This is a genomic window from Loktanella sp. M215 (genome assembly GCF_021735925.1).
Lineage (GTDB): Bacteria > Pseudomonadota > Alphaproteobacteria > Rhodobacterales > Rhodobacteraceae > Loktanella.
Genome location: NZ_WMEA01000007.1, coordinates 17,145 through 29,684, shown reverse-complemented (window position 1 = coordinate 29,684; position 12,540 = coordinate 17,145). Strand labels below are relative to the sequence as shown.

Annotated in this window: 11 protein-coding genes; 8 read left to right on the top strand and 3 right to left on the bottom strand. The window is 62.9% G+C overall.

Features of this window, described 5'->3' with window-relative positions; genetic code table 11:
- Positions 1–12 precede the first annotated feature (12 nt).
- The 8 genes from GLR48_RS24030 to repC all read left to right on the top strand — a co-directional run bounded on the left by GLR48_RS24030 (position 13) and on the right by repC (position 8,283).
- Positions 13–1,047, top strand: coding sequence for a tartrate dehydrogenase (locus tag GLR48_RS24030; protein WP_237066572.1), 1,035 nt, complete (start codon positions 13–15; stop codon positions 1,045–1,047).
- 281 nt (positions 1,048–1,328) lie between these two features.
- Entirely contained in the window at positions 1,329–2,081 is a 753-nt protein-coding gene (locus GLR48_RS24025) for an amino acid ABC transporter substrate-binding protein (protein WP_237066570.1), read from the top strand.
- 4 nt (positions 2,082–2,085) lie between these two features.
- Positions 2,086–2,760 (top strand): amino acid ABC transporter permease, encoded by a 675-nt coding sequence (locus tag GLR48_RS24020; RefSeq protein ID WP_237066568.1) that lies wholly within the window; start codon positions 2,086–2,088, stop codon positions 2,758–2,760.
- Positions 2,757–3,503 (top strand): amino acid ABC transporter ATP-binding protein, encoded by a 747-nt coding sequence (locus GLR48_RS24015; RefSeq protein ID WP_237066566.1) that lies wholly within the window; start codon positions 2,757–2,759, stop codon positions 3,501–3,503. Before GLR48_RS24020 ends, GLR48_RS24015 begins: the two co-directional genes overlap by 4 nt.
- A 78-nt stretch (positions 3,504–3,581) precedes the next feature.
- Positions 3,582–4,493, top strand: a complete 912-nt coding sequence (gene htpX / locus GLR48_RS24010; RefSeq protein ID WP_237066564.1) for a zinc metalloprotease HtpX — start codon at positions 3,582–3,584, stop codon at positions 4,491–4,493.
- 379 nt (positions 4,494–4,872) lie between these two features.
- Positions 4,873–6,048, top strand: a complete 1,176-nt coding sequence (gene repA, locus GLR48_RS24005; protein WP_237066562.1) for a plasmid partitioning protein RepA — start codon at positions 4,873–4,875, stop codon at positions 6,046–6,048.
- Positions 6,048–7,025, top strand: a complete 978-nt coding sequence (gene repB / locus GLR48_RS24000) for a plasmid partitioning protein RepB (protein WP_237066560.1) — start codon at positions 6,048–6,050, stop codon at positions 7,023–7,025. The genes repA and repB overlap by 1 nt, the downstream gene beginning before the upstream one ends.
- 136 nt (positions 7,026–7,161) lie before the next feature.
- A complete protein-coding gene (gene repC / locus GLR48_RS23995; protein WP_237066558.1) occupies positions 7,162–8,283 on the top strand; it encodes a plasmid replication protein RepC in 1,122 nt (373 codons plus the stop codon).
- Positions 8,284–8,397: 114 nt separating this feature from the next.
- On the opposite strand, the gene GLR48_RS23990 is transcribed toward repC, so the two are convergent.
- From GLR48_RS23990 to proB, 3 genes are all read right to left on the bottom strand, one after another.
- Positions 8,398–9,429, bottom strand: a complete 1,032-nt coding sequence (locus GLR48_RS23990) for a nucleotidyltransferase family protein (RefSeq protein ID WP_237066556.1) — start codon at positions 9,427–9,429, stop codon at positions 8,398–8,400.
- Positions 9,430–9,636: 207 nt separating this feature from the next.
- The gene (locus tag GLR48_RS23985) at positions 9,637–11,061 is read right to left on the bottom strand and encodes a hypothetical protein (RefSeq protein WP_237066554.1); all 1,425 of its coding nucleotides are present in this window, start codon (positions 11,059–11,061) and stop codon (positions 9,637–9,639) included.
- Between the two features lie 239 nt (positions 11,062–11,300).
- Complete coding sequence (gene proB / locus GLR48_RS23980; RefSeq protein WP_237066552.1) at positions 11,301–12,461, bottom strand: glutamate 5-kinase; 1,161 nt, start codon at positions 12,459–12,461, stop codon at positions 11,301–11,303.
- Positions 12,462–12,540 lie beyond the last annotated feature (79 nt).

Here is a 12,540-nt window from a genome sequence, read left to right as displayed (position 1 = left end):
TGTGAGGCCCCCATGACCACCCACCGCATCGCCGTCATACCCGGCGACGGCATCGGCATTGCCGTGACCAAAGCCGCCCTGTCCGTGGCGCAGGCCGCCCTGCCCGGCCAGCTTGCGCCGACGGAATTTCCCTGGTCCTGCGATCACTATCTGTCCACCGGCCGCATGATGCCCGAAGACGGGATCGCGACGTTGCGCGGCTTTGATGCCATCCTGCTGGGGGCCGTCGGCTGGCCCGCAAAGGTGCCAGACAACGTTTCACTGCACGGGCTGCTGATCCCGATCCGCAAGTCCTTTGTCCAGTATGCCAACATCCGCCCCCACCGCCTGCTGCCGGGGGTCGAGGGGCCATTGCGCACATCCGCCTTCGATATCCTGTGCATCCGCGAAAATACCGAAGGCGAATATTCCGGCGCCGGTGGCCGCGTTCATCGTGGCACGCTGGATGAAGTTGCCGTCGAAACTGCGGTTTTCACGCGCACAGGGGTCGAACGCATCCTGCGGTTCGGGTTCGAGCAGGCGCGCAAGCGGTCCGGTCGTCTGGCTTCGGTCACCAAATCCAATGCGCAGGCGCATTCGATGGTCTTCTGGGACGACATCACGCGTCTGGTCGCGGCGGATTACCCGGATGTAACCGTGACGTCCTACCACGTCGACGCGATCTGCGCCCGCATGGTCATGGCGCCGGACACGCTGGACGTGATCGTCGCGTCCAACCTGTTCGGGGACATCCTGACCGACCTTGGTGCCGCGATTCAGGGCGGCCTCGGCTATGCGGCTTCCGCCAACATCAACCCGGACCGCAGCGCACCGTCGATGTTTGAACCAGTCCACGGATCAGCCCCCGATATCATGGATCAGGGCATCGCCAACCCGATCGCCGCGATCTGGTCGGCGGCGATGATGCTCGATCATCTGAACGAGCCGGACGCCGCCGCCCGCATCATGGCCGCCGTCGAATCCGTCACGGCCGACGGCATCGGCTGCGTGCCGGGCGCGCAGACCACCGATCAGATCACCGACGCCGTCCTGCAGGCCCTGTCATAGGGCCAAAGGCGCAGCCTGCCGTCTTGATGACGGCAGGCACATCTTCAGTCAGGACCGGTCGGCTCAAGACGCAACCGGTGCCATCCCGCAACCCGCGACCGAAGCCGAACCAGACCGCAGCGGCGCCCGACGCCGTTCCGGAACGATGCATTGCTGTAGAAGGATTTCCCGATCCTGCTGGCGTATGTCTGACAGCGGTCCTGAGTTCGCCCGGCGTGTTGAAGTCCGAACTGTCCATGTTACCTGAGGGTCCAACACAGACAGACTGGACGGATCGACCCATGATGAAACCCATTTCACTCGCCGCCTTCGCTTTTGCGGCATCCCTCGGCACAGCACAGGCCGACACGATCAATGTCGGCATGTCGGGCGGCTATTTCCCCTTCACCTTCGTCAAGCTGGACGAGTTGCAGGGGTTCGAGGTCGATTTCATGAACGCCATCGCCGCAGAGACCGGCGACGACGTGAACTTCGTCACCATGTCGTTCTCGGGTCTGATCGGCGCGCTGGATTCGGGTCGCATCGACACCATCGCGAACCAGATCACCATCACGCCGGACCGCGAGGCGAAGTTCGCCTTTTCGCAGCCTTACGTCTTTGACGGCGCGCAGGTCGTGGTGAAGGCCGGCAACGAGGACACGATCACCGGCCCCGCCGACCTGTCAGGCAAGACCGTCGCCGTGAACCTCGGGTCCAACTTCGAAGAGCTGCTGAACGCGCTGCCCAATGCCGCCGACATCGACATCCGCACCTATGAAAGCAACATCGCGCAGGACACGGCCCTTGGCCGCGTCGATGCCTTCGTGATGGACCGCGTCTCCTCGGCGCAGTTGATCGCGGAAAGCCCCCTGCCGCTCGCCCTCGCCGGCAAGCCGTTCAGCGAGATCCGCAACGCCCTGCCCTTCCGCAACGACGACGCGGGCAAGGCGCTGCGCGACCGGGTCGACGCTGCGATCACCACGCTCAAGGACAACGGCACTCTGGCCGAGATTTCCGACACGTGGTTCGGCACCGATATCACGGTCGCAGAGTAAAGCGATGCGGGCGCTCGACGTCGACTACATGCTGAGCCTTGTGCCCGTTTTGCTGGGCTACGTCCCGCTGACGCTGTTCATGGCCTTCATTGGCATGATCTGTGCGCTGGTGCTGGCCTCGGTCATGGCGGTGGAACGGGTCTTCCGCGTCCCCGTCCTCGACTGGGCGGTGCGGCTCTTCATCAGCTTCTTTCGCGGCACGCCGCTGCTGGTGCAGCTTTTTCTGTTCTACTACGGCCTGCCGCAGGTCTTTGCCTTTATCGGCAACATCGACGGCGTGACCGCCACGATCATGGGCCTGACGCTGCATTTTTCAGCCTACATGGCCGAAAGCATCCGTGCCGCGATCCTTGGCGTCGACCGCAGCCAGTGGGAGGCATCGCAGGCCGTCGGCATGACCCAAGGCCAGATGATGCGCCAGATCATCCTGCCACAGGCCGCCCGCGTCGCGGCGCCCACGCTGGTCAATTACTTCATCGACATGATCAAGGGCACGTCCCTGGCCTTCACCCTCGGCGTGACCGAGTTGATGGGCGCCACACAGAAGGAAGCTGCCGGCAGCTTCCTCTATTTTGAGGCGTTTCTGGTCGTCGCCGCGATCTATTGGGTGATGGTCGAAACGCTGGCCTTCGCGCAGCGCCATCTTGAGGTGTATCTGAACAAGGCGCACGCCCGATGACCGCAACCGCCGGAATCTCTGTCACGGGCCTCACGAAATCCTTTGGCGACACCCATGTGCTGCGCGACATCGCGCTCGAGATCGCACCGGGCGAGCGGGTCGTCGTGATCGGTCCCTCCGGCACCGGCAAGTCCACCTTGCTGCGCTGCATGAACTACCTCGACCGGCCCGACAGCGGCACGATCCGCGTCGGCGATCTGACCGTCGATGCAGAGAGTGTCACCAAGGCGCAGATCCTCGCCCTGCGCCGGCGGACCTCCTTCGTGTTCCAGAACTACGCCCTCTTCGCCAACAAGACCGCGCGCGAAAACATCACGCAGGCGCTGATCACCGTAAAGGGCCAGACAAAGGCCGAGGCCAACGCCCGCGCCGACACCATCCTGCGCGAGACGGGCCTGTCAGAGAAGGCGGGCGCCTACCCCGCCGCCCTCTCCGGCGGCCAGCAGCAGCGGGTCGGCATCGGCCGCGCGATGGCGCTCGATGCCGACCTGATGCTGTTCGATGAACCGACATCCGCCCTCGACCCCGAATGGGTGGGCGAGGTGCTGGACCTGATGCGCCGCGTCGCGGACAAGGGCCAGACCATGCTGATCGTCACCCACGAGATGCAATTCGCCCGCGAAATCGCCGACCGCATCATCTTTATGGCCGAAGGGCGGATCGTGGAACAGGGTCCGCCAGCGGACCTGCTGGACCATCCGCAGGACGAGCGGACCATCGCGTTCCTGCGCCGCGTCGGATGACATTTTCGCAACCGGGCACACTCTTTTAAATCCCGCGGCCTTCCCCATATGAACGGGGAACGGACGCAAGGACACGCGATGGGATACGCAAAGACAGCCATGTTGATGGCCGCGATGACGGCGCTTTTTCTGGGCGTCGGGTATCTGCTGGCCGGCACCGGCGGCATCGCCGTGGCCTTTGCGGTCGCAGTGGCGATGAACGCCTTTTCGTGGTGGAATTCCGACAAGATGGTCCTGCGCATGCACAATGCGCAACCGATCAGCGCCGGCGACCGCCGGGGCCTGCACGACATGGTGGCGGACCTTGCGCGGAACGCCGGCCTGCCGATGCCCGCCGTCTATCTGATCGACACGCCCCAGCCCAATGCCTTTGCCACCGGGCGCAATCCGGCCAACGCGGCCGTGGCCGTCACCGCAGGTCTGCTGCAAAGCCTGAGCCGCGAAGAGGTCGCCGCCGTCGTGGCGCACGAGCTGGCGCATATCCGCAACCATGACACGGCGATCATGACCGTGACCGCGACCTTCGCCGGTGCGATCTCGATGCTGGCGAACTTCGCGTTGTTCTTCGGCGGCTCGCGCGAGCGTCTTGGCATCGTCGGCACCATCGCCATGATGATCCTCGCTCCCCTCGCCGCCGCCCTCGTGCAGATGGCAATCAGCCGGTCGCGCGAATACGAGGCCGATCGCATCGGGGCCGAGATCTGTGGCAATCCCATGTGGCTTGCCTCTGCGCTGGAGCGGATCCAGCAAGGTGCCGCACGGATCGATAATGACGCGGCAGAACGTCACCCCGCCACCGCCCACATGTTCATCATCAATCCCTTGCACGCCCACGGCCGCGACAAGCTGTTTTCGACCCATCCGGCGACGGAAAACCGGATCGCAGCCCTGCGGCAGATGGCGCCGGGTCGCAAGGCCCCCTCCCCCGCCGCAATGTCGAGCACAGTGCCAACAGTAAAACGGGGCAAGCGTCATGGGCCGTGGAGCTGACGACGTCCGACCGGGACCGGCATGATTCTGACAGCCGCCGGAACACGGTCTGTCGCAGGCGATTTTGCCAATCATAGAGCCTGATCGGCCTGATCCACCGAGACAATTGTCGCTGCCGGGTCCGCATACGCCCTGCGCGTTTCGCGTTGGAGAATATTCCGCAAGCCATTGAAATCAGGGGATCTTGTTCTTCTTTTGTGGAATTTCAGCAACGGACCCACCAGATATGGTGCGTTCACTCCGACACACAGCCGATGGAAAAGATTGCCAACTTCCAGATTTGTCGTCTATAGAACGTTAAAGAGTGCGCTATCGCAAAAAAGCGTTACTCGACAAACGACACAGACCGGCAGTCAAGCCGGCGGGCAAGGACGAACAGGTGAGCGACACATTCCAGATCAGCACGCGCATCCGCGAAAACGCCGAACAACTGTCGGCGGCGTTGCAGGATCATATGGAAAAGGTCTTTGCCCCGAACGCCACCAAGGAATTGCGCCACTTTTCCGCGTCAGAGGCGGCTGAACTCCTCAATATCTCGGCCAGCTTCCTGCGCAAGCTGCATTTCGAAGGCCGCGCGCCAGAGGTCGATACCTCTGCCGGGGGGCGGCGTCACTATTCCGCCCAGGATCTGCTGGATATCCGCACCACGCTCGAGGCGGGAGCCAAGAAACCCGGCACCTACGCCAAGGGGCGGCGGCCCGGCGACAAGGTTCAGGTGCTGTCGTTCCTGAACTTCAAGGGCGGCTCGGGCAAGACCACCAGTACGATCCACACCGCCCAGCGGCTGGCCCTGAAAGGCTACCGCGTGCTCTGCGTCGATATCGACCCACAGGCGTCCCTGACGACCCTGTTCGGCTTTCGGCCAGAGGTCGATTTCCTTGAAACAGGGACTGTTTACGACGCGATCCGCTACGAAGACCCCCTGCCCTTTCGCAGCATCATCCAGCCCACGTTCTTTACCGGCATCGACCTCGCCCCGGCGGGTCTGCTGTTGCAGGAATTCGAACACGAAACGCCGCGCGCGCTGATGGCCAACGCGCAGCCGCCCTTCTTTGCCCGGCTGGCCACTGTCCTGCAGGATGTCGAGGCGGATTACGACGTCATCGTCTTCGACTGCCCGCCGCAGCTGGGTTACCTGACGCTGTCGGCGCTTTGTGCCTCGACGGGTCTGCTGATCACCATCGTGCCGAACATGCTCGACGTGGCCTCGATGTCGCAATTCCTGCAGATGAGCGCTGATCTGCTCGACGTCGTCAGCCACGCCGGGGCCAAGATGGAATTCGACTTCCTGCGCTTTCTGATCAACCGCTACGAACCCAACGACGGCCCGCAACAGCAGGTCGTGGCCTTCCTGCGGCAGCTTTTCGGGGACGAGGTCATGGTCGCGCCGATGCTGAAATCAACCGCGATTTCCGACGCCGGGTTGACGCATCAGACCGTCTACGAGGTGGACCGGACCCAGTTTCACCGCAACACCTACGACCGTGCGGTCGATTCACTCAATCTGGTGAATGACGAGATCGAAATGCTGATCCAGAAAGCATGGGGCAGATAATGGCACGCAAAGGCATCCTGATGGGCGGACCCTCCGCCCGGACCGAGACACAACCGACACCGCGCCGGGCCCCGCAAGGGGCCGTCGGCGCGTTGCAGTCCTCCCTGACGAAGCTGCAGGAAAGCGCCGTGCAGGACATCGACCCTGCCCTGATCGACGATGCGGGGCTGGAAGACCGGCTGACATTGCAGGACGCCGACCAGGACGCGCTGCAGGAGAGCCTCGCGACCTACGGCCAGCAGGTGCCGGTGCTGCTGCGCCCCCACGCAACGAAACCTGGCCGGTTCGAGATCGTTTATGGCCGCCGTCGGCTGCGCGCGCTCAAGGCGCTGAACATAACCGTCAAGGCCATGGTGCGCCAACTGGACGATCACGCGCTGGTGCTGGCGCAGGGGCAGGAAAATACCGCCCGCAAGGACCTCAGCTTTATTGAAAAAGCCAGCTTTGCCGCACAGATGCAGGCGGCCGATTTCGACCGGCAGACAATCGCCGCGGCGCTGTCGATGGACCTGCCAATGGTCAGCCGCATGCTAAAGGTCGGCACGGCCTTCGATCTGCCGTTTCTGCGGGTGATCGGTGCCGCACCCAGCATCGGCCGCGATCGCTGGATGGCGCTGGCTGCCCTGTTCGAGGACCCGGCGGCAAAATCCCGCGCCATCACCGTGACCCGGCGTCCCGATTTCACCGGCCTGAATTCAGATGCCCGGTTCGAAGAAGCCTTTCGCCGCGCCGAGATGAAGGCACCGGCCACCAAGCCCGACCGCCCTGCCCCGCAGGCCATTGCCGCCCCCGACGGGACGGTCATCGCGCAGCTGCGCAAGGGCACGAAGGGTCTGACGCTGACGATCCCCGCCACCGGTTTCGACGATTGGCTGGCGGCACAGGCAGAGACCCTGCTGAACGAGCTTCACGACCGCTGGACCAGCGATCGTTCCGAAGGCAACGCAACTTCAACGGAGGCACGAGACCAGACCTAAAAAGAAAAAGCCCCCCAGGCATACACCCGGAAGGCCCTTCTCAATACTCGCACTATCGAGATAGCCAGCACTTCCCGATCTGTCAACTCTGCCCGCCGGGCGGGGCCTAAATTTTTGCGTCCATCGTGAACATGACATGACATCACCCACGCTTTTCGCTGGCAGTGGTCCGGCGCAGCTGTGTCCCGCGACCACGGTCGACAAATGGGACATCCTGTCCGCGCTGACACAGGCGGCGTCCACGTTCGGCCTGTCGCACCGCACGCTTGGCGTTCTCAAGGCGCTGATGACCTTTCATCCGGGCCGCGAAATTTCGGTGCAGCCACACGAAGCCATCGTTTTTCCCGCCAATCGCACCCTGTCGGACCGGCTGAATGGCATGCCCGAGAGCACTTTGCGTCGTCACTTGGCCCAGCTGGTCGCGCTTGGCGTTGTCAACCGACGCGACAGTCCGAACCACAAACGCTTTGCGCGGCGGATCGGGCAGCGGATCGCGCTCGCCTTCGGGTTCGACCTCTCACCCCTCGCCCGTGCGGCTGAACAGATCGCGCAAGCCGCTGCCGAACATCGGATGCAAGCCGAGGAGATTGCAGTGGCCCGCCAGACCGTCATCGCACTGCGGCAAGCCGTCATCGATCAGCTTGGTCCAGATCACTTGACCGAAACCGCGCGTCGCGTGTTGCGGCGCAACGCCGCCCTGACGGAACTGGCCTGCATCGCGGATGCCCTGCGTGACCGGCTGACACCGACCACCACAGCCTGCGACGCCGATGAAATGAGCGGCGCCGACGATCAGAATGAGCGGCACATACATGTGGAAACAAAATATAACTCTGACTCTGAAGCTCACAATCAGCGAACGTCACTGCGAGAGGTGACGGAAATTTGCACAGAATACCGGTGCTACTTTCCAGCACCGGTGCGCAATTGGCAGGACCTGCACGACGTTGCCAGCCGGATTGCACCGATGATCGGGATTGATCATCCGGTCATGATCGCAGCGCAACGGACATTGGGTCAGAACGCAGCGAGCGTTGCGGTGTTGTGCATTCTCGAGAGGTTGCGCGAGATCGACAGCCCGGGCGCGTATCTACGCCATCTGACGCAACAAGGACGGGCAGGTGGGTTCGATCTGCGACCGATGCTTCAGGCCGTGGCCCTGCGCCGTGCCGGGAAATTGTCAGCTGACAATTCTGTCTCCCGGCGTCCCGATAAGTTGTCAGCTGACAATCGGTCCGCGCATCACCACGCTTTTTAGGCTGGTCATGTGCGATGGGCCGAAAATTGTCAGCTGACAATTTCTACGCTGCCTTGCCATATCAGCCTCAGGGGCATCGGGACTCACCCGCCGCTTAGTAGTCAATCTGACGAATTATTTGACCAAGGTAGACAGGATATCGCCCGTCTCGGGCATCTTGCTCAGGCTCGATGTCAGCCGGTGTCGCCACCGCGGCCCGCGGGACAAAGCGTCCGCATAGGCCTCGGCGAGGTCATCCGGTCTGTCCTGAGCGAGCACGGCAATGAGAAAGGCGGCCTGTCCGCGATCCTTGATCGACTTGCCCTGGTCCGTCCCGCCGGATCGCCGGTCTGCTACGATCAACTTGTGGATCGCAAACCGTTCGGGACGCGGAATCTGAATCAGGACGCCAGACCGATAGAGTGCGACGGCGTGGATGGGATCGGCGATCAGGTAATTGAGGTAGTGCAGCGCCTGCGCAGAGACCCCAAGCGCCGGCAGCGGTTTGACGACCTCTTCACCGAACGCCGGCGTCAGGAATTCGACCATCGCAGCACCGCTGCTTTGCCGCCATTTCCATATCTGACGATCAAAGACGCCCGGGACAGGATCGAATTTCAGGGTCTTCAGGATGTCACCCGGATCCTCCTCGACCCGGTCGCCAAGTGAGACGGACAGGCGTTCAAAGCTCGCAAAGTCGATGTCACCCGTTTGCGCCAGATCATCCGTATCAAAGCGGACACCCAACTCGCCCTGATACAGACTATAGGCCGCGGTGCCGACCAGCGTGCCGCCAAGACGGAAGACGCCAGCGCGCGCAAAGGCCAGCAGCAGCGATCCGGTCTCTCTGTCGGTGGTGATCATCCCTTCGGCCCGCAGCAGTCTTGCCAACCGGCTCATGCCTTTCGACCGTTCCTCCGCCTCGGTCTTCAACCGCGCGGCAGAGGCAAGCCGGTCCCGCAGGTCGGGCGTGTCTTCGCCAAGATAGTGAGACTTCATCTGGGTCCCGATCCGGAAGCGGTCATAAAGATACGTCCGCCCGTTGCGATGACGCGCCTCGACGGATCCAATCAGGCCCGAGGCCGTCTCCTCCAGATGCAGGCGCAACAGATCCTGATAGGCGACCTGTGCACTGCGAGACAGCGAAGTGATGTGAAGGTCGACCATCTGAAAATCCCAACCGCGATTGTGTGCAGCAAAGAGATTTCTGATGCACATCCGTGTTTAAGGTGTAATCCGTAAAGCATATTAATGCTGTGTGCATCAAAAATATATTTGATACACATGCCGGGGCATCGGGCATATCCGCCTTGATGCCCCAGCATGTCACTGACCTTGAAAAACCGTGATTCAGCAGTCCGAAAGCCTACGGATTTAAAGCACAGTCAGCAGCAGCAGCGACCAACCTGTCAACACGGCGCCGGCAACCAGGATATACACCCCGTTCCAGCCCAGACCCGCGCGCAGCGGCGACACACCCCCCAGCGAGGCTGCCAGCATCACCGAGGCGGTGAAGGGCGATGTCGCGCCGCTCAGGGCCCAGCCACTGGTGATCGCGATGACCAATGCCGTGGGGGGGATGCCCATGACCTCTGGCGCCGGCAGGATCGGGACCAGCAGGGACACGGCAAGGATCGGGTTCATGCCCAGCTGGCCGGTGATCGGAATGATCCAGACCATCGCCGCGACGATCACCCAGGGCGGCAGGGTCGTCAGGTCCAGACCCTGCGCCTGCACCAGCGGCACCAGCAGGTAGGCCCCCAGACTGCCGATGAAGCCTGCCATGAACAGCAGGACCATCTCTCCACGGTAGCCGGGCAATTCGCGGGTGATGAACCCCAAGATTCGGTCGCGCAGGTGCGCGCCGCGGGACTGGCCCGCGGGCGGGTCCTGCAGCGCGATCCAGACGAACGCGACGACCGGCACAAGGGACATGACGGCCCCGATGATCTCGACCCCGGCTGCGAAGTGCAGCAGCGCCACGCCTGCCATCACGATTGTCAGCAGCAACAACAGGGGGCGCAGCTGGATCAGCCAGCGTTCGGTTTCCTGCGGGCGCGGCTGGACGGGGCGCCGGGTCTTGTACAGCGCGTCCAGACCCCAGCCGATGACCATCATCATCAGCGCGCTGGCGATGCCGGGCAGGGCGGCTGCGGACCAGCTTGCACCCGGCACGACGGCGATGGTGATGATCATCGAAAACCCCAGCGGCGACCAGCAAAGGGTCGATGCAAACCCGCGCTGGATGGCGATCATCATGCGACGGGTGCGCTGACGGGTGATCTCTGGATCCTTGTCCTGCGACCCGCTTTCGGTGGCCAGCGTGCCCAGCAGGGAAATCGAGCCATAGATCAGGATCAGCGCGAACAGGTGCCCGCCGATCGTCAGCGCGGTATAGCGCAATCCGGGGCGCTGGCGGGCCAGAAACCGACCGCATTCCACGATCTCGGGTGCGGTCATCGCCGCGTTGCGGATCGCCGTCAGGGCGGTGAACAGCGCAATGACCATGGCACCGCGCTGGGTGGCGGCCACGGTGGCGGCCCCCCAGTCCGCGCGGGTCAGGGCGGCCCAGACGACCAGAGCCAAGGCAATGAACACGAATGCGACGCGGGATGCCTTGACCCCAAGGCTGAAGATGGCAACCGCCGCGACCCCAAGGACCGAGGCTGCCATGGCAAAGCCCGACTGGCCCGTATATTCGAAGGCGACCATCAAGAGCACGACGCCCGCCGGCAGAAAGCCGGTCAGCGCGAAAAGGCGGGAGCGGTCTGAAAGACGGCTGCGGTCTGGCAGAAACATGGTGGCGCTTCGTATCCTGTCACATGGCATCGCGGGGCCGTCCTGCGCTGCCTGTGACCGTGTCGTTTGACGGGCAAGGCGCAGCGCACCCCCCGCTCCTACAACGGGCCGCGACGGCAGGGTAGGGGGCCTGCGTGATCTTGGGACGGGCCGCCCCTGAAACGATCAGGCAGCCCGTCCCCAGCGGCTGCCGTGGCCTGCATCGCGGTGGCACCCGTCATCGCGATGCAGGAACAGTCCTAGGCTGGCACGACCAGCTTCGGGTCGTCCTGTGGCGCGTCAAGCGGCAGGTGGTTCTGCTCCAGCACCAGCATGTTCTCGACACCGATCACGTCGCTTTTCGTCTTGTAGCCGATCACATCTTCCACATTCATGTCGAGGTGCCGTGCCATCAGCATCGTCTCTTCCGACGAAAAGTTCGTCAGGCCGCGCGCGACTTCCGTGCCGTCTTCGTCATAGACATGCAGGACATCGCCCTTGGTGAAATCGCCCTGGATCGATATGATGTCATGCCGACCGATCCCGTAGTCACCGCCGGCCACGGCCTCTGCCACGGCGTTCGACACGACCAGCGTACCCGAGACCTGCAATCTGTTGCTGAGCCAGACCATGAGCGGCGACGCCGTCTTGCCGGTGACAAGGCAACGGGTGAACCGGCGTTCCTTGTGCAGGACCGACGAAATCGGCCGTTCGATGATGCCTTCGGCGATGATCGTCTCAACGCCCGCGTTCTGGGCCATGTTGGCCGCCTGCATCTTGGTCAGCATGCCGCCGCTGCCAAGGGCGCTGATGGCGGTGGTGGACTCGAGGTGTTCGCTGACATCGTCGATTTCCGCGATGAACTTGGCGCCCGGTTCGGACGGATCGCGGTCGTACAGGCCGTCGACACTCGTCAGGATGACCAGCAGGTCCGCTTCGACCATCTGGGCCACCTTGGCGGATAGGCGGTCGTTGTCGCCCACACGCAGGTCGCGGGTCGCGACCGAGTCGTTTTCGTTGATGATCGGCAGGATGTCGTTTTCGAACAACCGCAGCATGGTGTTCTTGATGTTCAGGAACCGGCGCCGTTCTTCCATGTCGCCGACCGACACCAGCATCTGGGCCACGTCCATGTTGTGTTCCGACGCGATCTGGCGGTAGGCATTCATCAGCAGCGGCTGACCACAGGCGGCCGCCGCCTGCTTGTCCAGAATACCCGCATCTTCGGGGCGCTTGCCGACCATGTTCAGGCCAAGGGCGACCGACCCGGAGGACGTCAGGATGATGTCGTAACCTTCCTTTTTCAGCTGCGCGAGGTCGCTGAGCAGCCCGTTGATAAAGGCATAGCGCAGGGTCAGATTCTCGTCGTTCGCAAGCAGGCTCGATCCGATCTTGACGACGATCTTTTTCTTCTTAGGCATGGGTGCCTCCGGTAAATTGTTGTTCGGAATGGATAAAGTGCTATCGGTTTGCGTCGTTCGACGCAGCCCTGTAGCACTG